Source organism: Caballeronia temeraria, from assembly GCF_001544795.2.
Lineage (GTDB): Bacteria > Pseudomonadota > Gammaproteobacteria > Burkholderiales > Burkholderiaceae > Caballeronia > Caballeronia temeraria.
In genome coordinates, this window is the sequence record NZ_FCOI02000011.1 from 111902 (window position 1) to 137243 (window position 25342).

At 64.6% G+C, this 25342-nt stretch carries 24 protein-coding genes and 1 riboswitch; of the genes, 17 read left to right on the forward strand and 7 right to left on the reverse strand.

Annotation, left to right across the window (positions count from 1 at the left end):
• Positions 1 to 164, forward strand: a riboswitch (FMN riboswitch).
• A 150-nt stretch (positions 165 to 314) separates the two neighbouring features.
• The gene (ribB, locus tag AWB76_RS17655; protein ID WP_061161429.1) at positions 315 to 1049 is read left to right on the forward strand and encodes a 3,4-dihydroxy-2-butanone-4-phosphate synthase; all 735 of its coding nucleotides are present in this window, start codon (positions 315 to 317) and stop codon (positions 1047 to 1049) included.
• 15 nt (positions 1050 to 1064) lie between these two features.
• Here the strand turns inward: ribB and AWB76_RS17660 are convergent, their stop codons facing one another.
• The 3 genes from AWB76_RS17660 to AWB76_RS17670 are packed head-to-tail and all read right to left on the reverse strand — an operon-like array spanning position 1065 to position 3357.
• Positions 1065 to 1751 carry an HAD family hydrolase gene (locus AWB76_RS17660; RefSeq protein WP_061161430.1) on the reverse strand — a complete coding sequence of 229 codons (687 nt, stop codon included), beginning with the start codon at positions 1749 to 1751 and terminating at the stop codon, positions 1065 to 1067.
• 37 nt (positions 1752 to 1788) lie between these two features.
• Positions 1789 to 2967 carry an MFS transporter gene (locus AWB76_RS17665; protein ID WP_061161431.1) on the reverse strand — a complete coding sequence of 393 codons (1179 nt, stop codon included), beginning with the start codon at positions 2965 to 2967 and terminating at the stop codon, positions 1789 to 1791.
• A gap of 12 nt (positions 2968 to 2979) precedes the next feature.
• Positions 2980 to 3357, reverse strand: coding sequence for a VOC family protein (locus AWB76_RS17670; protein ID WP_061161432.1), 378 nt, complete (start codon positions 3355 to 3357; stop codon positions 2980 to 2982).
• 104 nt (positions 3358 to 3461) lie between these two features.
• Between AWB76_RS17670 and AWB76_RS17675 the strand changes: the two genes are divergently transcribed.
• The 14 genes from AWB76_RS17675 to AWB76_RS17740 all read left to right on the forward strand — a co-directional run bounded on the left by AWB76_RS17675 (position 3462) and on the right by AWB76_RS17740 (position 18323).
• Positions 3462 to 4433, forward strand: a complete 972-nt coding sequence (locus tag AWB76_RS17675; protein ID WP_061161523.1) for a LysR family transcriptional regulator — start codon at positions 3462 to 3464, stop codon at positions 4431 to 4433.
• A gap of 114 nt (positions 4434 to 4547) precedes the next feature.
• A complete protein-coding gene (gene miaB / locus AWB76_RS17680; protein WP_061161433.1) occupies positions 4548 to 5909 on the forward strand; it encodes a tRNA (N6-isopentenyl adenosine(37)-C2)-methylthiotransferase MiaB in 1362 nt (453 codons plus the stop codon).
• A 23-nt stretch (positions 5910 to 5932) separates the two neighbouring features.
• Positions 5933 to 7051, forward strand: a complete 1119-nt coding sequence (locus tag AWB76_RS17685) for a PhoH family protein (protein WP_061161434.1) — start codon at positions 5933 to 5935, stop codon at positions 7049 to 7051.
• Positions 7051 to 7512 (forward strand): rRNA maturation RNase YbeY, encoded by a 462-nt coding sequence (gene ybeY / locus AWB76_RS17690; protein WP_061161435.1) that lies wholly within the window; start codon positions 7051 to 7053, stop codon positions 7510 to 7512. The genes AWB76_RS17685 and ybeY overlap by 1 nt, the downstream gene beginning before the upstream one ends.
• Before the next feature lie 62 nt (positions 7513 to 7574).
• Complete coding sequence (locus AWB76_RS17695) at positions 7575 to 8249, forward strand: gamma-glutamylcyclotransferase (protein ID WP_061161436.1); 675 nt, start codon at positions 7575 to 7577, stop codon at positions 8247 to 8249.
• Between the two features lie 199 nt (positions 8250 to 8448).
• A complete protein-coding gene (locus tag AWB76_RS17700) occupies positions 8449 to 9354 on the forward strand; it encodes a CorC family transporter (RefSeq protein ID WP_061161437.1) in 906 nt (301 codons plus the stop codon).
• 80 nt (positions 9355 to 9434) lie between these two features.
• Positions 9435 to 11102: an apolipoprotein N-acyltransferase gene (gene lnt / locus AWB76_RS17705; protein ID WP_061161438.1), complete on the forward strand. Its 1668-nt coding sequence runs from the start codon at positions 9435 to 9437 to the stop codon at positions 11100 to 11102.
• 177 nt (positions 11103 to 11279) lie between these two features.
• Positions 11280 to 12299 (forward strand): glycine--tRNA ligase subunit alpha, encoded by a 1020-nt coding sequence (gene glyQ, locus AWB76_RS17710; protein WP_074171370.1) that lies wholly within the window; start codon positions 11280 to 11282, stop codon positions 12297 to 12299.
• Between the two features lie 17 nt (positions 12300 to 12316).
• A complete protein-coding gene (gene glyS / locus AWB76_RS17715; protein WP_061161439.1) occupies positions 12317 to 14416 on the forward strand; it encodes a glycine--tRNA ligase subunit beta in 2100 nt (699 codons plus the stop codon).
• 7 nt (positions 14417 to 14423) lie between these two features.
• Complete coding sequence (gmhB, locus tag AWB76_RS17720; RefSeq protein WP_061161440.1) at positions 14424 to 14996, forward strand: D-glycero-beta-D-manno-heptose 1,7-bisphosphate 7-phosphatase; 573 nt, start codon at positions 14424 to 14426, stop codon at positions 14994 to 14996.
• Between the two features lie 12 nt (positions 14997 to 15008).
• Positions 15009 to 15782, forward strand: a complete 774-nt coding sequence (locus AWB76_RS17725; RefSeq protein WP_061161441.1) for a lysophospholipid acyltransferase family protein — start codon at positions 15009 to 15011, stop codon at positions 15780 to 15782.
• 82 nt (positions 15783 to 15864) lie between these two features.
• Positions 15865 to 16782 (forward strand): M48 family metallopeptidase, encoded by a 918-nt coding sequence (locus AWB76_RS17730; RefSeq protein ID WP_061161524.1) that lies wholly within the window; start codon positions 15865 to 15867, stop codon positions 16780 to 16782.
• Positions 16783 to 16860: 78 nt separating this feature from the next.
• The gene (gloA, locus tag AWB76_RS17735; protein ID WP_061161442.1) at positions 16861 to 17247 is read left to right on the forward strand and encodes a lactoylglutathione lyase; all 387 of its coding nucleotides are present in this window, start codon (positions 16861 to 16863) and stop codon (positions 17245 to 17247) included.
• A 146-nt stretch (positions 17248 to 17393) separates the two neighbouring features.
• Positions 17394 to 18323: a DMT family transporter gene (locus AWB76_RS17740; protein ID WP_061161443.1), complete on the forward strand. Its 930-nt coding sequence runs from the start codon at positions 17394 to 17396 to the stop codon at positions 18321 to 18323.
• On the opposite strand, the gene AWB76_RS17745 is transcribed toward AWB76_RS17740, so the two are convergent.
• A complete protein-coding gene (locus tag AWB76_RS17745; protein WP_061161444.1) occupies positions 18324 to 19337 on the reverse strand; it encodes a DedA family protein/thiosulfate sulfurtransferase GlpE in 1014 nt (337 codons plus the stop codon). It abuts the gene before it with no gap.
• Between the two features lie 152 nt (positions 19338 to 19489).
• On the opposite strand from AWB76_RS17745, the gene AWB76_RS17750 reads away from it, so the two are divergent.
• Entirely contained in the window at positions 19490 to 20350 is an 861-nt protein-coding gene (locus AWB76_RS17750; protein ID WP_061161445.1) for an MBL fold metallo-hydrolase, read from the forward strand.
• Here the strand turns inward: AWB76_RS17750 and AWB76_RS17755 are convergent.
• Positions 20347 to 21060 carry a FadR/GntR family transcriptional regulator gene (locus AWB76_RS17755; RefSeq protein ID WP_061161446.1) on the reverse strand — a complete coding sequence of 238 codons (714 nt, stop codon included), beginning with the start codon at positions 21058 to 21060 and terminating at the stop codon, positions 20347 to 20349. The genes AWB76_RS17750 and AWB76_RS17755 overlap by 4 nt on opposite strands.
• 101 nt (positions 21061 to 21161) lie before the next feature.
• On the opposite strand from AWB76_RS17755, the gene dgoD reads away from it, so the two are divergent.
• On the forward strand, positions 21162 to 22310 hold the full coding sequence (gene dgoD / locus AWB76_RS17760) for a galactonate dehydratase (RefSeq protein ID WP_061161447.1): 1149 nt from the start codon (positions 21162 to 21164) through the stop codon (positions 22308 to 22310).
• Here dgoD and pabB read toward each other — a convergent pair whose 3' ends face one another.
• Positions 22311 to 24089 carry an aminodeoxychorismate synthase component I gene (gene pabB, locus AWB76_RS17765; RefSeq protein ID WP_061161525.1) on the reverse strand — a complete coding sequence of 593 codons (1779 nt, stop codon included), beginning with the start codon at positions 24087 to 24089 and terminating at the stop codon, positions 22311 to 22313.
• Between the two features lie 37 nt (positions 24090 to 24126).
• Complete coding sequence (gene dnaJ, locus AWB76_RS17770; protein WP_061161448.1) at positions 24127 to 25263, reverse strand: molecular chaperone DnaJ; 1137 nt, start codon at positions 25261 to 25263, stop codon at positions 24127 to 24129.
• Positions 25264 to 25342: the final 79 nt, after the last annotated feature.

Consider the following 25342-nt stretch of genomic DNA (forward strand, 5'->3'; position numbering starts at 1 on the left):
GTACGTCTTCAGGGCGGGGTGCAATTCCCCACCGGCGGTATGTGGCGAGGCTTCACGGCCGGACCACGAGCCCGCGAGCGCCCGCGCGAGCATCATGCGCGGGGTCAGCAGATCTGGTGAGACGCCAGAGCCGACGGTCATAGTCCGGATGAGAGAAGATGTGCAGATGGTCATGTCCGTTCCCCTTGGCGATTTCCGCATCGCCCGAACCGGACGACGCCGCGCCTTCTGGCGCGTCGCCGTGGGGTGCCGTTCTGTCTGTTTGCAATGCCCTGAAACGTTTTTCGCCTAAATTTTCCGCGAGAGCGTTTCACATGTCCCAGACCCAAGTTAGCAGCCTGTCGTTCGCCGCACCCGCCGTCATCGCAGACGACGCCTTCGCCGATCTCCCCCAACTCGCATCGTTCGACGTTCCGCCGCGCATCGCCGCCGCGCTCGACGCCATGCGCGAAGGCCGCCCGGTCGTCCTGCAGGACGATGACGACCGCGAAAACGAAGCCGATCTGATCGTCGCCGCCGAAAAAGTCACGGACGCCACGATGGCGCTTCTGATCCGCGAATGCAGCGGCATCGTGTGCCTGTGTCTGCCGGACGACACCGTGCGCGCGCTCGAACTGCCGCCGATGGCCGCCGCGAACGGCAGCCGCTACGGCACGGCGTTCACAGTGTCGATCGAGGCGCGCGAAGGCGTGACGACCGGCGTGTCCGCGGCGGATCGCGTGACGACCATCCGCGCGGCCATCGCCGATCAGGCGAAGCCTGCCGATATCGTGCGGCCAGGCCACGTTTTCCCGCTGCGCGCGATGCCCGGCGGCGTGCTCGCGCGGCGCGGTCACACCGAAGGCACCGTCGATCTCGCGATTCTCGCCGGTCTCAAGCCCGCGGGCGTGCTGTGCGAGCTAATGAATGCCGACGGCACGATGACGCGCGGCGAACAAGTCGAGCGTTTCGCAAAGGAACACGGCCTGCCGATGCTCACCATCGCGGAACTGGCCGAATTCCGCGCGGCGCTGGCGGCCGCGCGTGAATCGGTCGAAGAAGCGGCGTAAGAATCCGCTCAAGAATCAGGACAGCACATCGCCGAAATCCCCGCGCACGCCCGCCGCGACGAGCGCGGGCAGTTCGTCCATGTGCTTCATGATTCGCGTGATGCCGGTTTCGCGCAGCACTTGCGCATAGCCCGACGGAATGTGGCTCGCGCCGACGAACGCGATGGTCTTCATGCCCGCCGCGCGCGCCGCCGTCAATCCGGCGACGCTGTCCTCGACAACGAGGCAGCGCTCCGGCGCGATATCGAGCGTGCGCGCCGCGAGCAGATAGACATCGGGATAAGGCTTCGGCCGCTCGACCTGCTGCGCGCTGAACACGCGCGCGCCGACGACTTCGTCCAGTCCCGCGCGCCGCACCGATGCGCGCACGCGCTCCATGCGGCTGTTCGAGACCACCGCCACCGGCAGGCCGCAGCCTTGCAGCGCGGCGCGCACGCCGGCGATCGGTCCGACCGAGCGCGCGAGCTCAACGGCGACGCGCGCCTCGATCGTATCGACGAAATTCGGCGGCATCACAATGCCGAACTTCGTTTCCAGGTGGGTCAGGAAGCGCGAAGTCTGCTGCCCGAAAGCCGTCTTGACGGCCGGTTTGAAGTCGATGCCGGGAAACGTCTCGGTGAGCACGTCCAGCATCACGCGATCCGCGATGACTTCGCTATCGACGAGCACGCCGTCGCAATCGCAGATGAGATGATCGATCATGATGGCTCGAATTACGTTGAGCCAACATGATAAGCGTTCAGCAAGCGTCGGCTGCTTTTACTTCGGAAGGAATGCGCGGCGCGTCGAGTCGCGCGGCGAACCACGTCACCCCGAGCGCGGCGAGCGCGACCGCAGCGGCCGCCCACGGCAGCGCGTCGAGGCCGTGACCGTGCGTCAGCACCGCGCCGCCGAGCCACGCGCCGCCCGCGTTGCCGACGTTGAACGCGCCGATATTGAGCGTCGACGCGAGATTCGGCGCGTCCTTCGCCTTCTCGACGACGCGCGTCTGCAAAGGCGGCACCGTCGCGAACGCCGCGATGCCCCAGACAAAAATGGTCAGAATCGCGCCGGTCTGGCTGTGGCTCGTCTTCGCGAACACCGCCATCACGATGGCGAGCGCGAACAGAATGCCCATCAGCGAGGGCATCAGTGCGCGGTCCGCGAGCTTGCCGCCGATCGTATTGCCGATCGTCAGGCCAATGCCGAAAAGCACCAGAATCAGCGTCACGGCGCGCGGCGAGAAACCGCCTACCTGTTCGAGAATCGGCGCGATGTAGGTGAACACAACGAACACACCGCCGAAACCGAGCACCGTCATCGTGAGCGCGAGCCAGACCTGGCCGTCGCGCAGCACGCGCACTTCCCGTCCGAGGCCGCTCGGCGCGGCGTCATGCCGGTTCGGCACGAGCGCCGTCACGCCGAGCGCGGAGAGCACGCCGAACCCGGCGACGATCCAGAACGTCGCGCGCCAGCCCAGCTCCTGTCCGACGAACGTCCCGAACGGCACGCCCAGCACGTTCGCGAGCGTGAGCCCGGTGAACATCAGCGCAATGGCGCTCGCCCGCTTTTCCGCCGGCACGAGCGACGCGGCCACGACCGCGCCGATGCCGAAGAACGAGCCGTGCGCGAACGACGTCACCACGCGCGCGACCATCAGCAAACCGTAGTTCGGCGCGAGCGCGCACAACACGTTGCCGACGATGAACACGAGCATCAGCATTTGCAGCGCGAGCTTGCGCGGCATCTTGCTCGTCAGCACCGCGAGCAGCGGCGCGCCGACCGCGACGCCGAGCGCGTAGCCCGTGACGAGCAGACCCGCCGACGGAATCGTCACGGAAAGATCGTGCGCGACGTTGGGCAGCAGGCCCATGATGACGAACTCCGTCGTGCCGATGGCGAACGCGCTGATCGCCAGCGCGAGAAGGGGAAGTGGCATGATGACTCCGGATCAGAATTGAGCAGTCACGAATTCGACGACCACGCTTGAGGCCAGCCGCACGAAGAGCTGACGTTCGCGGGCGAGCGGCACGTCGGCGAGCTGGTAGGCGTAGCCGTGACAATCGAGACGTTCGAGCAACGCGCGCCATTCGGCCTCGTCGTCGGTGCGCAGCGCCAGATGGTCGATGCGCGGCGACGCCGGCTTGTCCACCGGCGAAGCGACGCCCGATGCGATCAGATGCACCGCCGGCCGCGCGCCGAGATACAGCCAGTAGCCGCCGACGCCGAACGGCGGCCGCGGCCCGACGCGCATGCCGGCGATATCGACGAAGAAGCGCATGAACGCATCGCAATCGGGCGCGACGAGGGTGACGTGATCGAGTTGCATGGTTCGAACTCCCGAAACGACTGATCGGCATTTTCCATAGGCGGCAATCTTTTGAGAATTGGTCTACGCTTTGAATCATTATCAAAGCGGATTTGAAAATGACGATGGATCGGCTCGGCGACATGCGCCTTTTCGTGGAAGCGGCGGCGGCGGGCAGTCTGTCGGCGGCGGGGAGAAAGCTCGGACTGTCGCCGGCGGCGGCGAGCGCGCGGCTGATCAAGCTGGAAAAAGCGCTGCACACGCGGCTTTTCGAGCGCACGACGCGTCAGTTGCGCGTCACCGACGAAGGCCGCATGTATCTGCAGCATTGCCGGATCGCGCTGCAGGCCATCGACGACGCGGAAGCCGCGCTGCAGGCGGGTCAGAACGTCGTGCGCGGCAAGGTGCGCATTTCGGCGACATCGAATTTCGGACGTGCGATGCTGCGCGGCTGGCTCGACGAATTCAGCGCGCTGCATCCCGACGTGAAATTCGCACTGACGCTATCGGATTCGGTGTCGAATCTTTTGCAGGAGGAAATCGATCTCGCGATCCGCTTCGGCGCGCCGCCCGACAGCGGGCTCGCCGCCCGCGTGCTCGCGCCGAATCGCCGCGTGCTGTGTGCATCGCCTGGCTATCTCGCGCGCAAAGGCGTGCCGGAAACGCCCGCCGATCTGGTCGGGCACGATTTCCTCGTCGTGGTGACGGCCAACGGCCCGCTCAACGAGTTCGGCTTCGTGCGCGGCGACGAGCGTTACGCGTACACGATTCCGCTCGCCGACGCGTGGGAAACCAACGACGGCGCGCTGTTGCGCGAATGGGCGCTCGCGGGCCACGGCATCGCGCATAAATCGATCTGGGATATCGCCGCCGACGTGCGCGCCGGCACGCTGCAAATGGTGCTGCCCGACTGGTGCACGCACGAAGCTGCCGTGCACGCCCTTTTCCACGCCAACCGCTACATGGCGCCGCGCGTGCGCGTGCTGCTGGACTTTCTGGTCGAGCGCTTCGAAAAGACCACGAACGAGCTGCTCGGCGATCTCGCGTATCCGCCCGACAGGCGCGGGCAGCGTCGGGAATGGCAGCCAGAGCTATAATAATGGGCCAAATACAGTAAAAAGCGGTGCAGATCAGCGTAATTGCGCCGCAATTTCCCTTTTCAATCTCTTAGACAGCGCCCCCAGGTTAACCACTGCGACCGGCGACGATTCATGACCAAGAAAGTTTATGTAAAGACCTTTGGCTGCCAGATGAACGAGTACGACTCCGACAAGATGGTCGACGTGCTCGGTGCAGCCGAAGGACTCGTGAAGACGGACACGCCCGAAGACGCGGACGTCATTCTGTTCAACACGTGCTCGGTGCGCGAAAAAGCCCAGGAGAAAGTGTTCTCCGATCTCGGCCGCGTGCGCGAACTCAAGGAAGCGAACCCGAATCTGCTGATCGGCGTCGGCGGTTGCGTCGCGAGCCAGGAAGGCGCGTCGATCGTGGCGCGCGCGCCGTACGTCGATCTCGTGTTCGGCCCGCAGACGCTGCATCGCCTGCCCGCGATGATCGATCAGCGCCGCGCCACTGGCCGCGCGCAGGTCGACATCACGTTTCCGGAAATCGAAAAGTTCGATCATCTGCCGCCCGCGCGCGTCGATGGTCCGAGCGCGTTCGTGTCGATCATGGAAGGCTGCTCGAAATACTGCAGCTATTGCGTCGTGCCGTACACGCGCGGCGAAGAAGTGTCGCGTCCGCTCGACGACGTGCTCACCGAAATCGCCGGCCTCGCCGATCAGGGCGTGCGCGAAGTCACGCTGCTCGGCCAGAACGTGAATGCTTATCGCGGCGCGCTGACGCTCGGTTCGGGCGAAATCGCGGATTTCGCGACGCTCATCGAGTATGTCGCGGAGGTGCCGGGCATCGAACGTATTCGCTATACCACGTCGCATCCGAAGGAATTCACGCAGCGCCTCATCGATACCTACGCGAAAGTGCCGAAGCTCGTCTCGCATCTGCATTTGCCGGTGCAGCACGGCTCAGATCGCATTCTGATGGCGATGAAGCGCGGCTATACCGTGCTCGAATACAAGTCGGTCATCCGCAAGCTGCGCGCCATTCGCCCGGACTTGTCGCTGTCGACGGACTTCATCGTCGGCTTTCCCGGCGAAACCGAGGACGATTTCAACAAGATGATGGCGCTCGTCGACGAGATGAGCTACGACACGAGCTTTTCGTTCATCTACAGCCCGCGCCCCGGCACGCCGGCCGCGAATCTGCACGACGACACGCCGCGCGAAGTCAAGCTCAGGCGTCTGCAACATCTGCAGGCGACGATCGAGGAAAACGTGCAGCGCATCAGCCAGTCGATGGTCGGAAACGTCGAGCGCATTCTGGTCGAGCGCCCCGCGCGCAAGGACCCGAACGAGCTGGCCGGACGCACGCAGAACAACCGCGTCGTCAACTTCCCGGCGCCGGCGGAATCGCACGCGCGGCTGATCGGCCAGATGATCGACGTGAAGATCGTGCACGCGTATCCGCATTCGCTGCGCGGCGAACTCGTCATGACGCCCGAGCTTGCGCACTAAAGACATAGGAACCCAGGTTCACTTTGAAGAACGCTCCTACGCAGCATCTGGAATTCACCGCACCGCGCGAAGATAACGCGCGGCTCGCCAACCTCTGCGGCCCGCTCGATGAAAACCTGCGGCAGATCGAGCAGGCGCTCGATGTGACGCTTTCGCGGCGTGGCCACAAGATCGCGATTCGAGGCCGTGGCGCGAAGGTCGCGCTCGCGGCGCTCGAAAACTTCTACAACCGCGCGCGCGATCCGATTTCCGTCGACGACATCCAGCTCGCGCTCGTCGAAGCCCGTCATGCGACGCGCCGTGCGAGAGACGCGCGCGAAGCGAACGGCGAGGAAGGCGAAGTCGATCCGCGTTTTCGCGGCGATCCCGATCATCCGTTCGATGAACCGAGCGCGACCATCGATCTCGGCGACGACGAAGATCACGGGCCGAAGCTCTACACGCGCCGCGCGGATCTGCGCGGACGCACGCCGGCGCAGCGCGAGTATCTGAAGCAGATCATCGCGCATGACGTGACGTTCGGCATCGGACCGGCGGGCACGGGCAAGACGTATCTCGCCGTCGCGTGCGCGGTCGATGCGCTCGAGCGCGATCAGGTCAAGCGCATCGTGCTGACGCGTCCGGCTGTGGAGGCGGGCGAGCGGCTCGGCTTTCTGCCGGGCGATCTCGCGCAGAAGGTCGATCCGTATCTGCGCCCGCTTTACGACGCGCTCTACGATCTGCTCGGCTTCGACAAGACCGCGAAGATGTTCGAGCGCCAGATGATCGAAATCGCGCCGCTCGCGTACATGCGCGGGCGCACGCTGAACCACGCGTTCATCATTCTCGACGAGGCGCAGAACACCACGCCCGAGCAGATGAAGATGTTCCTGACGCGTATCGGCTTCGGCTCGAAGGCGGTCGTCACCGGCGACACGACGCAGGTCGACTTGCCGCGCGGCCACAAGAGCGGGCTGATCGAGGCGCAGCACGTGCTGTCGGAAGTGCGCGGCATCGCGATCACGCATTTCACGTCGGCGGACGTGGTGCGGCATCCGCTCGTCGCGCGCATCGTCGAGGCTTACGACGCGCAGTCGCAGAAAGACGCGGCGCTCGCCGAAGCCGCGCGAGTCGCGCAACAGCAATTGCAGAAGCCCGAATAATGCCGCGCCTCACGCTGACCTTGCAGTTTCCCGCGTCGAAGGCGTATCCGTCGCACAAGGCGATCCTGCCGCGCGCGACGGTCGCACGCTGGATCAAGGCGTCGCTTTTCGCCGACGCCGAGCTGACCGTGCGCTTCGTCGACGAAGAAGAAGGCCGCATGCTCAACCGGACGTATCGGCAGAAGGATTACGCGACGAACGTGCTGACCTTCGCCTACGCCGAATCGGAGGACGATCCCGTCGCGGGCGATCTGATTCTGTGCTGTCCGGTCGTCGAGCGCGAGGCCGCCGAACAGGGCAAGCCGCTCGCCGCGCACTACGCGCATCTGATCGTGCACGGCACGCTGCATGCGCAGGGCTACGACCACGAAGTCGAAAGCGAAGCGCAAGAGATGGAATCCATCGAGACGGATATCATGCAGTCTCTGGGATTTTCCGATCCTTACGTGCCTTTGACCTGAAGCCGGCCCGATGTTTTCGATGCCCTCGATGTCCTCGATGTCCTCGATGTCCTGAACGCGCCGTGAACGACAAGCTGCCCGAACCCACGCAACCCGATTCGTTTTCCGAGACCGCATCCGCGCCCTGCGAAGGCTATCCGCCCGCGCTCGGCGAATCGGCGCTGTGGACGGACGCCGAACTCGCGGCATCGCGCGAGGCGGCATTCGCGCATTGGGACGGCCAGTCGGACGTGTGGCTATTCGGCTACGGATCGCTGATCTGGAACCCCGGCCTGCCGACGGTCGAAGCGGTGCGCGGCAAGGTGCACGGCTATCATCGCGGGCTTTATTTGTGGTCGCGCGTGAATCGCGGCACGCCGGAGCAGCCGGGCCTCGTGCTCGCGCTCGATCGCGGCGGCTCGTGCACCGGCATGGCGTTTCGTCTGGAGGGCGCCGGCGCGATCGAACATCTCGATGTTTTATGGCGACGCGAAATGGCGATGGGCTCGTACCGGCCCGCGTGGCTGCCCTGCACGCTCGCGGACGGACGGCGCGTCGATGCGCTCGCGTTCGTCATGCGGCGCGATGCGACGTCGTACACGGGCAAGCTCGCCGATCCGGTCGTGCGCACGGTGCTCGGCTGCGCGAGCGGCCGCTATGGGACGACGCTGGATTATGTGAGCCGGACGGTCGAAGCGCTGCGCGAGAGCGGAATGCCGGACCGGGCGCTGGAGGCGCTGCTGAAGCGCTGTCAGTGATGCGCGGTCTGCGCATCCGTATGACTTTTGCGCCGGGGATCGTCCGTTTGGCTAACGTTTTTGGATGGACATACTTCTCCCACATTAATCGGCTAGCATGGCTGAAGACATGCGCGCCGCGCCACGCAGCCCGCGTTTTTTCATGGTGTATGCTTAACTTTCCGCTAACCTGCGCCCGGGAACTCCCGGGCGCTCCGCTATGAACGAACCCTATCCCAGTCGACGCCACACCGACAAACCGCAAGAAAAGCGCTCGCTTCTCGAACGCTTGACCGATTTCATCTCGCACGAGCCCGAATCGCGCGACGAACTTCTCGAAGTGCTGCAGGATGCGCACGAGCGCAACCTGCTCGACGCCGACTCGCTCTCGATGATCGAAGGCGTCTTCCAGGTGTCCGATCTCTGCGCGCGCGACATCATGGTGCCGCGCGCCCAGATGGACGCCATCAACATCGCGGAAACGCCCGCCGAGTTCATCCCCTTCGTGCTCGAAAAAGCACACTCGCGCTATCCTGTGTACGAAGGCAATCGCGATAACGTCATCGGCGTGCTGCTCGCAAAAGACCTGCTGCGCTATTACGCCGAAGAAGAATTCGACGTGCGCGGCATGCTGCGCCCCGCCGTGTTCATCCCCGAGTCGAAGCGCCTCAACGTGCTGCTGCACGACTTTCGCGTGAACCGCAATCACATTGCGATCGTCGTCGATGAATACGGCGGCGTCGCCGGACTCATCACCATCGAGGACGTGCTCGAGCAGATCGTCGGCGATATCGAGGACGAGTACGACTTCGACGAAGAAGCCGGCAACATCATCGCGACGCCCGACGGCAAGTATCGCGTGCGCGCGCTGACCGGCATCGAACAGTTCAACGAGGAATTCGGCACCGATTTCTCCGACGACGAAGTCGATACCATCGGCGGTCTCGTCACGCATCGCTTCGGGCGCGTGCCGCATCGCGGCGAAAAGGTGCGCATCGACGACTTCGCGTTCGAGATCCTGCGCGGCGACGCCCGGCAGATTCACGTTCTTCTCGTGCGGCGCGTGCCGAATCTCGCGCAGCACCATCACCACGCGGGCGACGACGAAGACGAACTGCGCGACTAAGCGCTTCGCGGGCGTCGGCATCGAACGGCGCCCGCCCTCCTTCCTTCGCCCGCTTCTCCGTTTCATCTCGACCGTCATCAATGGCCGATTCATCGTTCCGCTCGCTCTTCCGTCAACGTGACGCGTCCCTGGCATCCGACGCGCCGCGCGCCTTGCCGTTCTGGCATTACCTCGTCGCCGCCGTGCTCGGCGCCGTCAACACGCTTTCGTTCGCGCCGACGCCGCATGGCGGCTGGATCGAGCTCGTCATCTTCGCGTCGTTCTTCGCGTGGCTCTCGCGCACGAACGGCTGGAAGAGCGCCGCCGCGACCGGCTGGGCATTCGGCTTCGGCAATTTCGTGACGGGCGTGTGGTGGCTGTACGTCAGCATGCATGTCTACGGCGGCATGGCCGCGCCGCTCGCCGCCGCCGCCGTCGCGCTGTTCTCGCTGTATCTCGCGATCTATCCGGCGTTGTCGAGCGTGGCCTGGTCGCTCGTCGCGGGACGCGCGCGCTTCGGCGATGAAGACGCCGCCACCGCACGCGACATCGATGCATCGCCTCGCCATGCGCCGACCTGGCACGGCGCGTTCGCATTCGCGAGCGCGTGGGCGCTCGGCGAATGGCTGCGCGGGCTCGTGTTCACCGGCTTTCCGTGGCTCGCGAGCGGCTACGCGCAAGTCGATGGCCCGCTCAAGGGCTTCGGCGCGATCGCCGGCGTGTACGGCGTCGGCTGGGTGCTCGCGCTCGTCGCCGCGCTGATCGTGCAGGCCGTCTATCACTTGCGCAAGACGCGGCGGCTCGCGTTCGCGCCGGGCATCGTCGCGATGGCGCTGATCGTCGCGGGGATGCTGCTCTCGCTCGTGCAATGGACGACGCCCGCCAACGCGCCGCTCGACGTGCGCCTGTTGCAAGGGAATGTGAAGCAGGAGATGAAGTTCGAGCAGTCGGGCGTCGACGAGTCGCTCGCGCTCTACAAACGGCTCATCACCGAAAAGCCGGCCGATCTGATCGTCACGCCGGAAACGGCGCTGCCGGTGCTGTCGGTGCAGATTCCGCAGGACTTCGCCGTGGCGATCCGCAATTTCTCCGACGACACCAACTCATCGATACTCTTCGGCGCGATCGGCGTCACGATTCTCCCCGATGGCCGCGCCACCGATTTCACCAACAGCCTTTTCGGCGTCACGCCGCATGTGAACGGCGTGTATCGCTACGACAAGCATCATCTCGTGCCCTTCGGCGAATTCGTGCCGCTCGGCTTTCACTGGTTCGTGCGCATGATGGGCATTCCGCTCGGCGATCTCGCGCGCGGGCCGATTGCGCAGAAGGCGTTCGTCGTGCACAACCAGCCGGTCGCCGTCGATATCTGCTACGAGGACATCTTCGGCGAGGAGATCGCGCGCACGATCCGCGAGCAGGAAACGCCCGCGGGCATTCTGGTCAACTCGACGAATCTCGCGTGGTTCGGCAACACCATCGCGCTCGATCAGCACTTGCAGATCGCGCGCATGCGTTCGATCGAAACCGGCCGGCCGATGCTGCGCGCGACCAACACCGGCATGACGGCGGCCATCGCGGCCAACGGCGATGTCATCTCGAAGCTGCCGACATTCACCACGGGCGTGCTCGAAGCGCGCGTGCAAGGCACGTCGGGCGCCACGCCGTATGTGACGAGCGGGAACATGACGGTGATCGCGGTATCGCTGATTTTGCTGGCGTTCGGGTTCGCGTTCGCGCCGAATCGGAAACGTTCGGGCACGCGTTGAACATCGACTGAAACGAAGCCGCGTCGCACCGTGCGACACGGCTCGCGCGCCCCGCCTTCTTCCCAAAAAGCCGCACCCACCCCTCCGTTCGGCTAAAATTCCCCGTTTCAGCACTTCGGCCGCGCCCCCGAGTCATCACGACGATGGCCGCGCCGCGTTCGCCCGCAAAAGGCAATCATGCTCACTTTCCAGCAAATCATTCTGACGCTGCAGTCCTACTGGAACGAGAAGGGCTGCGCGCTCCTCCAGCCGATCGACATGGAAGTCGGCGCAGGCACCTCGCACGTCCACACGTTCCTGCGCGCGATCGGCCCGGAGCCGTGGCGCGCGGCCTACGTTCAACCGTCGCGCCGCCCGAAGGACGGCCGCTACGGCGAGAACCCGAACCGCCTGCAGCACTACTATCAGTATCAGGTCGTGCTGAAGCCGGCGCCGGAAAACATCCTCGATCTGTACCTCGGCTCGCTCGAAGCGCTCGGCTTCGATCTGAAGCAGAACGACGTGCGCTTCGTCGAGGACGACTGGGAAAATCCGACGCTCGGCGCGTGGGGCCTCGGCTGGGAAGTGTGGCTCAACGGCATGGAAGTGACGCAGTTCACGTACTTCCAGCAGGCGGGCGGCATCGATTGCAAGCCGGTGCTCGGCGAAATCACTTACGGTCTCGAACGCCTCGCCATGTACCTTCAAAAGGTCGAGAACGTCTACGACCTCGTCTGGACCGAATGGGAAGAAGACGGCCCGAACGGCAAGGTGCTGCGTCAGCTGAGCTACGGCGACGTCTATCACCAGAACGAAGTCGAGCAGTCCACGTACAACTTCGAGCACGCGAACGTCGAGCTGCTTTTCACGTTCTTCAAGAGCTACGAAGAAGAAGCGAAGAAGATGATCGACGCGAAGCTCGCGCTGCCCGCGTATGAACTCGTGCTGAAGGCCGGCCACACGTTCAATCTGCTCGACGCGCGCGGCGCCATTTCCGTGACGGAGCGCGCGGCGTACATCGGCCGCATTCGTGCGTTGTCGAGACTGGTGGCGCAGGCTTATTACGATTCGCGCGAGGCGCTCGGCTTCCCGATGCTCGGCAATCCGGTCAAGGGCGACCGCGATCTCATCAGCGACGAGCAGGAAGCGCAGCGTCCCGCATGGGCGCCGCCGCTGAAGGTGGAAAGCTCGCCCACGGGCAATAACGAACAGGTTTGACGAGGCTCGACAGAACAATGACGCAATCCAAACACGCTTCCCTGCTCGTCGAGCTGCTCACCGAAGAACTGCCGCCGAAGGCGCTCGCGCGTCTCGGCACCGCTTTCGCCGAAGGCATCGTCGAACGTCTCGCCGCGCGCGATCTGATCGACGGCGCGCCTTCGTTCGACAAGTACGCGACGCCGCGCCGCCTCGCCGTGCTCATCCGCAACGTGCGCGATGTCGCGCCGGAAAAGCAGGTGCGCGAAAAAGTGCTGCCGGTAACGGTCGGGCTCGACAAGGAAGGCAATCCCACGCCGCCGCTCGCAAAGAAGCTCGCGGCGCTCGGCTTTCCTGATTTCCCCATCGCCGAACTCGAACGCGCGCAGGACGGCAAGGCCGAAGCGTTCTTCCTGCGCTATGCCGCGCCCGGCGCAACGCTCGCCGACGGCCTGCAGGCCGCGCTCGACGAAACCCTCGGCAAGCTGCCGATTCCGAAGGTCATGACGTATCAGCGTCCGGACGGCACCAGCGTGCAGTTCGTGCGTCCGGTGCAGCGCCTCGTCGCGATGCACGGCCGCAACGTCGTGCCGGTCAGCGCGCTCGGCATCGATTCGGGCGATACGACCATCGGGCATCGCTTCATGTCGCACGGTTTCGTCGCGATCGCGAATGCCGACGACTACGCCGACACGCTGCGCCACAAAGGCCACGTCGTCGCGAGCTTCGACGATCGCCGCGAATCCATCCGCACGCAATTGCAGGCCTTCGCGGGTGAAGACCGCGTCGTGATGCCCGAAGCGCTGCTCGACGAAGTGAACGCGCTCGTCGAATGGCCGGTCGTCTACGAATGCCGCTTCGACGAAGCGTTCCTGCAAGTGCCGCAGGAATGTCTGATCCTGACGATGCAGACGAACCAGAAATATTTCGCGCTCACGGATCAAAACGGCAAGCTGCGCTCGCGCTTTCTGATCGTCTCGAATATCGATACGAAGACGCCGGGCGAGATCGTCGAAGGCAACGAGCGCGTCGTGCGCCCGCGCCTCGCCGACGCGAAGTTCTTCTTCACGCAAGACAAGAAGAAGCGCCTCGAAGATCGCGTGCCGCTGCTCGCGAACGTCGTCTATCACAACAAGCTCGGCTCGGCCTTGCAGCGCGTCGAGCGCCTCGAAGCGCTCGCGGGCGAGATCGCGCCGATGGTCGGCGTCGATCCCACGCTGACCCGCCGCGCCGCGCGTCTCGCCAAGGCGGACCTGCTGACCGACATGGTCGGCGAATTCCCCGAGCTGCAAGGCACGATGGGCACGTACTACGCGCGTCACGACGGCGAGCCGGAAGAAGTCGCGCTCGCGTGCTCGGAGCACTATCAGCCGCGCTTTTCGGGCGATGACACGCCGTCGACGGGCGTCGGCGCGGCGGTCGCGCTCGCTGACAAGCTGGAAACGATCGTCGGCATCTGGGGCATCGGCCTTGCGCCGACGGGCGAAAAAGATCCGTTCGCGCTGCGCCGTCACGCGCTGGGCGTGCTGCGCATCCTGCTCGAAAAGAAGCTGCCGGTCGATCTGCGCGATCTCGTCGGCGCGGCGCAGCGTCAGTTCGCGGGCATGCCGCAAGTCGCGGATTCGACCGAAGCGGTCTACGCGTTTTTCCTCGATCGCCTGCGCGGTCTGTTGCGCGAGCGCGGCTTCGAAGCGAATGACATCGAAGCGGTGCTGAGCCTGAACCCGACGCGCCTCGACGACATCGTCGCGCGCCTCGATGCCGTGCGCGAGTTCGCGGCGCTGCCGGAAGCCGCGGCGCTCGCGGCGGCCAACAAGCGCATCTCGAACATTCTGAAGAAGTCGGAGCAAGGCGCGCCGTCGACGGTGAACAAGGCACTGCTCGTCGAAACGGCGGAGAAGAACCTGTACGCGCAGATCGAGCACGTGACGCCGCGCGTGCAGAGCCAGCTCGCCGCGCGCAACTATACGGAAGCGCTTTCGGCGCTCGCCGCGTTGCGCGATTCCGTCGATACCTTCTTCAACGACGTCATGGTGAATGCGGAAGATGCCGCGCTGCGAAACAATCGTCTCGCGTTGCTCGGCGCACTGCATCAGCAGATGAACTGCGTCGCCGACATTTCCAAGCTCGCCGCCTGACGCCGCCATGGTCATGAACCGGAAACTCGTCATCCTCGATCGCGACGGCGTGATCAACGTCGATTCCGATGCGTTCATCAAGTCGCCGGACGAATGGGTCGCCATTCCCGGCAGTCTCGAAGCCATCGCGCGGCTGAATCAGTCGGGCTATCGCGTGGCGATCGCATCGAATCAGTCGGGCATCGGGCGCGGTCTCTTCGACATGGCCGCGCTCAACGCGATGCATCAGAAGATGAATCGCGCGGTCGCGGCCGTGGGCGGGCGTATCGACGCGGTGTTCTTCTGCCCGCACACGGCGGAAGATCAGTGCGATTGCCGAAAGCCCAGGCCGGGCATGTTGCAGCAGATCATCGAGCGCTTCGAGATCGATCCCGAGGACACGCCCGTCGTCGGCGACTCGCTGCGCGATCTGCAGGCGGGCGCGGCGCTCGGCTTTCCCGTGCATCTCGTGCTCACCGGCAAAGGCGAAAAGACGCTCAAGGAAGGCCAGTTGCCCGAAGGCACCATCGTTCACAAGGACTTGCGCGCGTTTGCGCTCGACTTCCTCGCGCGCCATCAGGACCGCTCCGCAGCCCAGTAACACCGACACTCCATGCGCTTCATCCGTTCGTTGCTGTTGATGCTTTACTTCATCGTGTACACGGTGCCGTACGCGATCGCCTGCTTCATTGCGTTTCCGTTCATGCGCGCCGACAAGCGTTACTGGATGGCCGCCGGCTGGTGCAAGTCGACGATTGTCGTGCTGCGGCATCTGATCGGCATTCGCTACAGGATCGAAGGCATGGAGAACCTGCCGAATGGTCCGGCCGTGCTGCTGTCGAAGCATCAGTCCGCATGGGAGACGCTCGCGTTTCCCGCGCTGATGCCGCGGCCGCTCTGCTACGTGTTCAAGCGCGAGCTACTGTACGTGCCGTTCTTCGGCTGGGCGCTCGGACTCCTGAAGATGGTGCACATCGACCGCAAGCAGGGCCGCGACGCGTTCGTATCGGTCACGCGCCAGGGCCGCGCGCGCATGGACGAAGGCGCGTGGGTCATCATGTTTCCCGAAGGCACGCGCACGCGCGTCGGCAGCCAGGGCAAGTACAAGACGGGCGGCGCGCGCTTCGCCGTGGCCACCGGCGCGCCGGTCGTGCCGATCGCGCACAACGCCGGCCATGTCTGGCCGCGCAATTCCTTCATCAAATATCCGGGTATAGTCACGGTGTCGGTTGGCAAGCCTATCGATACCGCCGGCCTGACTCCGGAGGAAGTGAACGCGCGCGTCGAAAGCTGGATCGAAACGGAAATGCGCCGTATCGATCCGCACGCGTACGCCGCGCCGGATGCGCAGGCGCATCAAGCCGGCGCCGCGGGCGCGGGCCGCTGACGCGGCCGCGTTCGAATCGAGCCGAGGCGTGCCCTACTCTTTCTTCTCGTCATTCCTGCGCCGTGAGCGCAAAGCGGAGCCGATGCAGAAAGCCCCATCGCGACAGCGCCCCGCCGTCGCGCTCGATACCCTGCAACTCGATCTGCCGTTCGAACATGCGTCGGCATACTCCGGCGCGCCTCCCGCGAACGGACCGGCTCCGCTGCGCGTCGACGTACCCAGCACCGATCCCGTTCCCGTCTTCACACCCGCCGCGCCCGCGGCGCCGCTGCCCGATGGCGTGCGCCTGCGCCGCATCGTGCTCAAGGCGGGCGCGCTCGAATATCGGTTGCGGCGTTCGTCGCGGCGCACGATCGGTTTTTGCATCGACGGAACCGGGCTTGCGATCACCGCGCCGCGCTGGGTGACGATCGCCGATATCGAAAGCGCCATTCTCGACAAGCAGAGCTGGATCGTCAGGAAGCTGACCGAATGGCAGACGCGCGTCGAGCAGCGCGCGCTGCCGCGCATCGAATGGAAGGACGGCGCGCAGTTTCCGTTTCTCGGCAAGACGATCAGCGTGTCGCTCACGGCGGCGAGCGCGCTGTCGTTCGACGACCGAACCAGCGTGCTCACGCTGCCGCTGCCCGCGCTCGCGGACGCGCAGCAGATCAAGGATCGCGTGCAAGGCTGGCTGCAAAGCGAAGCGAAGCGCATCTTCGGCGAACGGCTCGCGGTGTATGCGGCGAAGCTCGGCGTCGAGTATCGCGCGTATGCGCTGTCGTCGGCGGCGACGCGCTGGGGCAGTTGTTCCAGCGACGGCAAGATTCGCCTGAACTGGCGGCTCATCCATTTTCCGATGTCGATCATCGATTACGTCGTCGCGCACGAGCTCGCGCATCTGCGTGAAATGAACCACAGTCCGCGCTTCTGGCAGACGGTCGAGTCGATCTTTCCCGAGTTCCGCGAGGCGCGGCATACGCTCAAGCATCATCCGCCGGACCTGCTGCCGGCGCTGTGACCGTCGTCAGCGCGCAAAAAGCGCCGACGGTACAATTTGCTCCTGTCCCCTCGCAAACACACATACAGGAACCCCACCATGCGACTCCTCCACACGATGCTGCGCGTCGGCGACCTGCAGCGGTCCATCGATTTCTACACGCGCATTCTCGGCATGCACGTGCTGCGCCAGAGTGAAAACACCGAGTACAAGTACACGCTCGCGTTCGTCGGCTACGGCCCGGAAAGCGAGAACAGCGTGCTCGAACTCACCTACAACTGGGGCACCGACAAGTACGATCTCGGCACGGCCTACGGTCATATCGCGCTCGAAGTCGAGGACGCCGCCGACGCGTGCGAGCGCATCCGTCAGGCGGGCGGCAAGGTCACGCGCGAAGCCGGTCCCGTCAAGGGCGGCACAACGGTGATCGCGTTCGTCGAAGATCCGGACGGCTACAAGGTCGAGCTGATCGAAAAGCATTCCTGATTCACGGCTGACTCACGCTCCAATCCGCGCGCCGCGCGCTCGTCGCGGCGCGCAATCTCCACGGGCCCGTCCCGACCTTTCACTCCTCGCAGCGGTTCGCTGGCACAATCGACGCTCCAAATCAGTGCGCGCGTAACCGACCGCCGATGAGCACACCGTCCCTCGCCCTGCGCCGCGCCCCCGACGCCACCGCCATCATCGTGATGATCGCGCTGTGCGGCGCGTGGGGATTCCAGCAAGTCGCGATCAAGGAAGCGAACGCATCGATTCCGCCGATGCTGCAAGCCGGCATCCGCTCGCTGATCGCGACCTTGCTCGTCTGGATCTGGACGCGCACGCGCGGCGTGCCGCTCTTTCAGCGCGACGACACCTTGCCCGCCGGATTGCTCGCGGGCCTGCTGTTCGGCGGCGAATTCGTCTGCATCTTCTTCGGCCTGAGTCTCACCACCGCGACGCGCATGGCCGTGTTTCTCTACACCGCGCCCTGCTTCACCGCGCTCGGGCTGCACTGGTTCGTCGCGGGCGAGCGCCTTTCGCGCACGCAATGGAGCGGCATCGCGCTGGCGTTTTGCGGCATCGCGCTCGCATTCGCCGATGGCTTCCTGCACGGCAATCCGCACAGCGCATCGACGTGGCAAGGCATCGCGGGCGACGCGCTCGGCATCATGGCCGGCATCTTCTGGGCCGCGACGACGGTCGTCGTGCGCGCATCCGCGCTCTCGCATGCGAGCGCGAGCAAGACGCTGTTCTATCAGCTGGCGGTGTCGGCGGTGCTGCTGCTCGTGCTGGCGGCGGGCATCGGACAGACGCACGTCGAAGCCGTGTCGCCGATCGCGATCGCGAGCCTCGCGTATCAGGCGATCGTCGTCGCGTTCATCAGCTATCTGACATGGTTCTGGCTGCTCACGCGCTATATGGCGTCGCGGCTGTCGGTGTTCTCGTTTCTCACGCCGATCTTCGGCGTCACCTTCGGCGTGCTCTTGCTCGGCGAGCATTTCACCGCGCGCTTCATGGTCGCTGCCGCGATGGTGCTCGCGGGCATCGCGCTGGTGAACCGTCCGCCGCGTCAGCGCTAGTCATTCCGGCGCGGTCGCGCGGATCGTCACCATGTCGTGATCGATGTCGTCGTGATCGACCGGCGCGCGCAGATGCTCCGCCGGAATCGGCTCGACCGGATAGCCGTGCTTTTCCCACGCGTCCAGCCCGCCCTTGAGCGGCCGCACGTGCCTGAAACCCTTCGCCCGCAACTGCCGCGCGATGGTCTTCGCCGTCGCCTCGTTCGGGCACACGCAATACACGACGACCTCGTGCTCCGCATACAACTGATCGATGCGATCCGGCGAATCGAGATCCAGCGCGATCGCGCCCGAGATGCGGTACGGCTCGCGACGGCGAATGTCCGCCGGGCGCGCGTCGTAGATCACGGGCGGCGTTTCGGAATGCATCATCGTGTCGAGCTGATCGGGCGTGATGTGATACTTCGCGAGCCACTGGCGAAACTGCTCGCGCCGGATCCATCGATACAGCAGGAAGCCGAGCGCGATCATCACTAGAATGTCGATCAGCGTGGTGCCGTTGGCGCGCACGAGCACGACAATCCGTCCGATCTGTTCCTCCAGCGCCGCGCCGCCGAGCATCCAGAAGCTCGCCCACGCCGTCGCGCCGATGAGATCCCACAGCACGAAGACGCGCACCTCGATCTGCGTGGTGCCGAGCAGCGGCGGCGACACGAGCCCGAGCCCCGGCACGAACTTCGACAGCGCGAGCAGCGGCACGCCGAAGCGTTCGAACCAGCGGCGCGCGGTGCGCAGCGTGGTATCGATCGACAGCGAGAAGCGCACGAGCGAATTGAGAAAGCTGCGGCCATAGAGACGGCCCGCGGTGAACCACAGGGAATCGGCGATGAGCACGGCGAGCACCGCAGCCAGGAGCATGTGCCAGAACGGCACGTTGCCCGCGGCGACGAGCGTGCCGGCGAGAATGAGCATCGGCGCGGCGGGGACCGGCACGCCGAGTTGCGTCGCGAGGACGCTGACGAAGACGGCCCACGCGCCCCATGACGACGCAAGCGCAGTCGGGACGTGCGGCATTCGAACCTCTTGATGAAGCTTTCGTGGAGGCAGCGGCCGGCGCATCGACGCCCGGCGCAAAGGGTTACACTGTATCGCGATCCTGACAAACACGCCCAATCCATCCGGGCGACACAAGCACAGGACAGCGTGACGCAACCGGGGGAATCAACGTGCAAGCGATCATTCAGCCCTTCTTCGATATCAACACCGGCACGATGACGTATGTCGTCTACGAAGCGCCCGGCGCTGCCGCGGCTATCGTCGATCCGGTGCTCGACTACGATCCCAAAGCCGCGCGCACATCGACGAAATCCGCCGATGCGGTCGTCGCGTTCGTGCGGGAACAGCGGCTTTGCGTCGAATGGATTCTGGAGACGCACGCGCATGCCGACCATCTTTCGGCGGCGCCGTACCTGAAGCGCACGCTCGGCGGGATGATCGGCATCGGCGAGTCGATCCGCACGGTGCAGGGCGTGTTCAAGAAAATCTTCGATCTCGAACCGGAGTTTCAGCTCGACGGCTCGCAGTTCGATCATCTCTTCGCCGACGGCGAGCGTTTCAGGATCGGCGATCTCGACGCCACCGCGCTCTTCGTGCCGGGACATACGCCGGCCGACATGGCGTACCGCGTCGGCGATGCGGTGTTCGTCGGCGACACGCTCTTCATGCCGGATGTAGGCACCGCGCGCTGCGATTTTCCCGGCGGCGACGCCCGCGCGATGTATCGCTCGATTCAGCGCCTGCTCGCGCTCGATCCCGACACGCGGCTTTTCGTGTGTCACGACTACCCGCCCGAGACGCGCGCGCCGCAATGGCAAGCCACCGTGCGCGAACAGCGTGAGAAGAACATTCACGTCGGCGGCGGCAAGACCGAGGACGAGTTCGTCGCAATGCGCGAAGCACGCGACGCGACGCTCGGCATGCCGACGCTGATCCTGCCCGCGATTCAGGTGAACATCCGCGCGGGCCACTTTCCAGAAGCAGCGAGCAACGGCACGACGTATCTGAAGATTCCGCTGAACGCGTTCTAGGCTTCGATCCTGCCGCGCGTCACGCCGAGCAGACCGGCCATCGCGCGGCGCGCACCGGCCGCATCGCGCGCGATGATCGCATCGAAGACCGCCGTATGTTCCGCGAGCGACGCGTTGTAGACATCGGCGCGCTTCGCGTTCAGGCGCAACTGGCCTTCGAGCGTGCGCTCGATCAGCGCGCCGAGCGGTATCAGCAATTCGTTGCTGCACGCGGCAAGCACGCCCAAGTGGAAGTCGAGATCGGCGCGCACCCATTCATCGACGTTCTGCGCATCCGTCATGGCCCGATGCGCGCGCGTGAGGCGTTCGCGCGTGAGGTCCTCGTGGTTATCGGCGGCAAGCGCGGCGGCGTACGGCTCGATCATCTCGCGCATTTCCTGGAGCTTGAGCGCGAATTGCAGCGGCGGCGCGACGCGCGAGTACCAGTCGAGCATGTCGGCGTCCAGCAGATTCCACGACTCGCGCCGGCGCACGCGCGTGCCGACTTTCGGACGCGATTCGATCAAGCCTTTCGACGTAAGCGTGCGCAATGCCTCACGCAGCACCGTACGGCTCACGCCGAAGCGTTCCATCAGTTCCGCCTCGCGCGGCAATGGCGAACCCGGCGCGAAGTCGCCGCGCAAGATCGCCATGCCCAGTTCATGCGTTACACGGCCATGCAGATCGCGGTAAATGATGGTCTCCCAATTTTGAGCGTGATTATCGGGTATTCGACTGATGTTTCGTAAGTCCCAATTTCTGTCGAATAGTACTATTAATATGCTCAGTGACGGCTTTTTGCTACCATGTAAAACCCTTCAGGAGACGCTCAATGAAAATCACGAAACTCGAGACCTTCATCGTTCCGCCGCGCTGGTGCTTCCTCAAGATCGAAACCGACGAAGGCATCACCGGCTGGGGCGAGCCTGTCGTCGAAGGCCGCGCGCATACGGTCGCCGCCGCCGTCGATGAACTCGCCGACTATCTCGTCGGCAAAGACCCGCGTCATATCGAAGACCTGTGGCAGGTGATGTACCGCTCGGGTTTCTATCGCGGCGGTCCCATCGGCATGAGCGCGATCGCGGGCGTCGATCAGGCGCTGTGGGACATACTCGGCAAGCATCACGGCGTGCCGGTGCATGCGCTGCTCGGCGGGCAGGTGCGCGACAAGATCAAGGTGTACTCGTGGATCGGCGGCGACCGTCCGAGCGACGTCGCGAACAACGCGCGCGCCGTGGTCGAGCGCGGCTTCAAGGCCGTGAAGATGAACGGCTCGGAAGAGTTGCAGATCATCGATACCTTCGACAAGGTTCAAGGCGTGATCGACAACGTGCGCGCGGTGCGCGAGGCGGTCGGGCCGAACGTGGGCATCGGCGTGGACTTTCACGGACGCGTGCACAAGCCGATGGCGAAAGTGCTCGCGAAAGAGCTCGATCCGTTCAAGCTGATGTTCATCGAAGAGCCGGTGCTTTCGGAGAACGTCGAGGCGCTGCGCGATATCGTCAACCAGACGAGCACGCCGATCGCGCTAGGCGAGCGGCTCTATTCGCGCTGGGATTTCAAGCACATTCTGGCGGGCGGTTACGTCGATATCATTCAGCCGGATGCGTCGCATGCGGGCGGCCTCACCGAATGCCGCAAGATCGCGACGATGGCCGAAGCCTACGATGTCGCGCTCGCGCTGCATTGCCCGCTCGGTCCGATCGCGCTCGCGACCTGCCTGCAGATCGATGCTGTCAGCTACAACGCGTTCATTCAGGAACAGAGCCTCGGCATTCACTACAACAAGGGCAACGACCTGCTCGATTACATCAGGAATCCGGAAGTCTTCAAGTACGACGACGGGATGGTGTCGATTCCGCAAGGGCCGGGGCTCGGGATCGAGGTGAACGAAGAGAAGGTGCGAGAAATGGCGAAGATCGGACACCGCTGGCGCAATCCGGTGTGGCGTCACGCGGATGGCAGCGTCGCCGAGTGGTGATCACCGCCTGAGTCGCGCTTTGACTGCGCCTCGCAGGGCGTTGCTGATCAGCAGGCCCTGCGCGTTGTCGAGTTCGTTCGGCGTCAGCGTGCGCTCGACGGCGCCCAATTTTTCCATCAACACCGCGCGCATCACGCCGGGCAGCACGCCGGCGTCGATGGGCGGCGTGAACCACTTGCCGTCGAGTTTCACGAAGGCGCTCGAACGGCCGCCTTCGGTCAGCTCGCCGCGCTCGTTGACGAAGAGCATGTCGAACGCGCCTTCGGTTTCGGCGGCTTTCCACGCGCGGTCGTAGTCGGCGCGGCGCGTCGTCTTGTGCCTGAGCAAGGCATCGGCGGAATGCTGCGGCGCGAATCCGCGCTCGGATGCCAGCAAAACGTCTACCGTATCCGATTGCAACGGCGCAAGCGGTGCGCTCGTGATCGCGATGCGCCCGCCTTTGTCCAGCGCGATGCGCACGCGATACGGCTTCTCACCTTCGAAGCCCGCGGTATGTTGCGCGGTTTGCTCGTGCAACGAAGCTTCGTCGAGCATGAAACCGAGATACGCCGCGCTCGCCTTCAACCGCGCGACGTGACGGGCGTAATGGCGAATGCCGTCACCGCGCGTGGCGTAGCAGGTTTCGAAGAGCTCGAAACCGGGGTCCGCGCCGGTCAGGAAGCGTGCTTTCAACAGACACTCCTCATATTCGTCGGCGGCGACGCTATCCAGCACGATGCCCGCGCCGATGCCGAGCACGCCGCGCTTCTGCGATGCATCGACGACGAGCGTGCGGATCGCCACCGACATGCAGAAGTCGCCGCTCGCATCGAGCCAGCCGATCGCGCCGGTGTAGAGACCGCGCGGCGTGTTCTCGATTTCGTCGATGAGCTGCATCGTCCGATACTTCGGCGCGCCGGTAATCGAGCCGCACGGAAAGAGCGCGCGCACGATGCTCGCGAACGACGTGCCGGGAATCACGCGCGCTTCGATCGTCGATGTCATCTGCCACACCGACGCGTAAGGCTCGACCGAAAACAGCGCGGGCACGTTCACCGAACCCGTGACCGCGACGCGCGACATGTCGTTGCGCAGCAGATCGACGATCATCACGTTCTCGGCGCGATTCTTCGGGTCGAGGCGCAGCGTTTCGGGATCGGCGTCGCGCGGCGCGGTGCCTTTCATCGGCCGCGCGCGCAGCAGATCGCCGTGTTTTTCGACGAACAACTCCGGCGAGCACGACACGACCGTCCTTCCGTCCGGCAACGCGATGAACGCGCCGAAATGCACGAGCTGCCGGTCACGCAAACGCCGATACAGCGCGAGCGGCGTGCCGAACACGTCGAAATTCAGCCGATACGTATAGTTGATCTGATACGACTCGCCTTCGCGCAACGCGTCCTGCACGGCGCCAATGGCCGCGTCGAACTCGTCGCGCGTGACGCTCGGTTCGATGCCCGCGATGCCTGCCACTTCGTCGTCGGCGAGCCAGGCGCTCGCTTCCTCGCGCGACAGGAACGCACACGAGCGAAACATCAGCACGCGAAACGCATGATCGTCGCCGCGCCCGATCGATCCGAACTGGAGATTGCGCCCGAACTCGTAATCCGCGACGACGAGCGCATGCAGGCCGTCTTGCAGATCGCGCCCGATGTCGGCGCAAACCGAATCGAGATCGCGCGCGTTCACGCACACGCGTTCGCGCACGAAGTCCGTGTACAAACGACTCGACCGCCTTTCGGCGGTCGAGTCGCAATCGTCGAGCAGCGCGAACACCGCGCTGCGCTCTTCGGTTTTCATCGTCATGCTCGCACGACGTACGACTCACTCGACCGCATCAGTCGAAAAAGCTCTTCACGCGGTCGAACCAGCTCTTGCTTTGCGGACTATGCCGCGCGCCGCCCTGCTCCAGCGACTTCTCGAACTGCTTCAGCAGATCGCGCTGAGACTCGGTGAGCTTGACCGGCGTTTCCACTTGCACGTGAACATACAGATCGCCCGCGATGCTCGAACGCAAGCCCTTGATGCCCTTGCCGCGCAGACGGAACGTCTTGCCCGACTGCGTGCCTTCCGGCACCGTGAAGCTCGCGCGGCCCGCGAGCGTAGGCACTTCGATCTCGCCGCCGAGCGCCGCCGTCGTGAACGGAATGGGCATCTGGCAATGCAGGTCGTCGCCGTCGCGCTCGAACACCGAATGCTGCTTGATGTGGATTTCCACATACAAATCGCCGCTCGGACCGCCGTTGATGCCCGGCTCGCCGTTGCCCGCCGAGCGGATGCGCATGCCGTCGTCGATGCCCGCCGGAATCTTCACTTCCAGCGTCTTCGTTTCCTTCACCTTGCCCGCGCCGTGGCAGTTCGCGCACGGATCGGGAATGTAGCTGCCGCTGCCGTGACACTTCGGGCACGTCTGCTGGATGCTGAAAAAGCCCTGCGACATGCGCACCTGGCCCTGACCGTGACAGGTCGGGCAGCTTTCGGGCTTCGTGCCCGGTTTCGCGCCCGAGCCGTGACAGACATTGCAGTTGACCCAGCTCGGCACGCGAATCTGCGTGTCGTAGCCGTGCGCCGCCTGCTCCAGCGTGATTTCCATGCTGTAGCGCAAGTCCGCGCCGCGATACACCTGCGGACCGCTGCGCCCGCGCGCGCCGGCGCCGCCCGCTGCCTGTCCGAAGATATCGCCGAAGATGTCGCCGAAGGCATCGGCGAAACCGCCGAAGCCTTGCGCGCCCGCGCCCGCCATGTTCGGATCCACGCCCGCGTGACCGTACTGATCGTACGCGGCCCGCTTCTGCTGGTCGGAGAGCATTTCGTAGGCTTCCTTCGCCTCCTTGAAATTCTCTTCCGCCTTCTTGTTGTCCGGATTGCGGTCAGGGTGATACTTCATCGCGAGCTTGCGATACGCCTTCTTGATCTCGTCGTCGCTCGCGTTTTTCGCGACGCCCAGAACGTCGTAGTAATCCCGTTTCGCCATGTCGGTTCGATGCCGCCGCGCGTCACGCGGACGGTTCCTGTCAGATGCTGCGGGTATCAGACTGCAACCCGCGCGTAAA

Bases quoted from the DNA above. Each gene is read 5' to 3' on its own strand.
- AWB76_RS17725 (WP_061161441.1), top strand. From the start codon at position 15,009: ATGCGCTTCATCCGTTCGTTGCTGTTGATGCTTTACTTCATCGTGTAC.
- AWB76_RS17675 (WP_061161523.1), top strand. From the start codon at position 3,462: ATGGATCGGCTCGGCGACATGCGCCTTTTCGTGGAAGCGGCGGCGGCG.
- glyQ (WP_074171370.1), top strand. From the start codon at position 11,280: ATGCTCACTTTCCAGCAAATCATTCTGACGCTGCAGTCCTACTGGAAC.
- AWB76_RS17665 (WP_061161431.1), bottom strand. From the start codon at position 2,967: ATGCCACTTCCCCTTCTCGCGCTGGCGATCAGCGCGTTCGCCATCGGC.
- AWB76_RS17700 (WP_061161437.1), top strand. From the start codon at position 8,449: ATGAACGAACCCTATCCCAGTCGACGCCACACCGACAAACCGCAAGAA.
- gmhB (WP_061161440.1), top strand. From the start codon at position 14,424: ATGGTCATGAACCGGAAACTCGTCATCCTCGATCGCGACGGCGTGATC.
- dgoD (WP_061161447.1), top strand. From the start codon at position 21,162: ATGAAAATCACGAAACTCGAGACCTTCATCGTTCCGCCGCGCTGGTGC.
- glyS (WP_061161439.1), top strand. From the start codon at position 12,317: ATGACGCAATCCAAACACGCTTCCCTGCTCGTCGAGCTGCTCACCGAA.
- AWB76_RS17730 (WP_061161524.1), top strand. From the start codon at position 15,865: ATGCAGAAAGCCCCATCGCGACAGCGCCCCGCCGTCGCGCTCGATACC.
- AWB76_RS17745 (WP_061161444.1), bottom strand. From the start codon at position 19,337: ATGCCGCACGTCCCGACTGCGCTTGCGTCGTCATGGGGCGCGTGGGCC.
- pabB (WP_061161525.1), bottom strand. From the start codon at position 24,089: ATGAAAACCGAAGAGCGCAGCGCGGTGTTCGCGCTGCTCGACGATTGC.
- ybeY (WP_061161435.1), top strand. From the start codon at position 7,051: ATGCCGCGCCTCACGCTGACCTTGCAGTTTCCCGCGTCGAAGGCGTAT.
- ribB (WP_061161429.1), top strand. From the start codon at position 315: ATGTCCCAGACCCAAGTTAGCAGCCTGTCGTTCGCCGCACCCGCCGTC.
- AWB76_RS17670 (WP_061161432.1), bottom strand. From the start codon at position 3,357: ATGCAACTCGATCACGTCACCCTCGTCGCGCCCGATTGCGATGCGTTC.
- AWB76_RS17660 (WP_061161430.1), bottom strand. From the start codon at position 1,751: ATGATCGATCATCTCATCTGCGATTGCGACGGCGTGCTCGTCGATAGC.
- miaB (WP_061161433.1), top strand. From the start codon at position 4,548: ATGACCAAGAAAGTTTATGTAAAGACCTTTGGCTGCCAGATGAACGAG.
- AWB76_RS17740 (WP_061161443.1), top strand. From the start codon at position 17,394: ATGAGCACACCGTCCCTCGCCCTGCGCCGCGCCCCCGACGCCACCGCC.
- gloA (WP_061161442.1), top strand. From the start codon at position 16,861: ATGCGACTCCTCCACACGATGCTGCGCGTCGGCGACCTGCAGCGGTCC.
- dnaJ (WP_061161448.1), bottom strand. From the start codon at position 25,263: ATGGCGAAACGGGATTACTACGACGTTCTGGGCGTCGCGAAAAACGCG.
- lnt (WP_061161438.1), top strand. From the start codon at position 9,435: ATGGCCGATTCATCGTTCCGCTCGCTCTTCCGTCAACGTGACGCGTCC.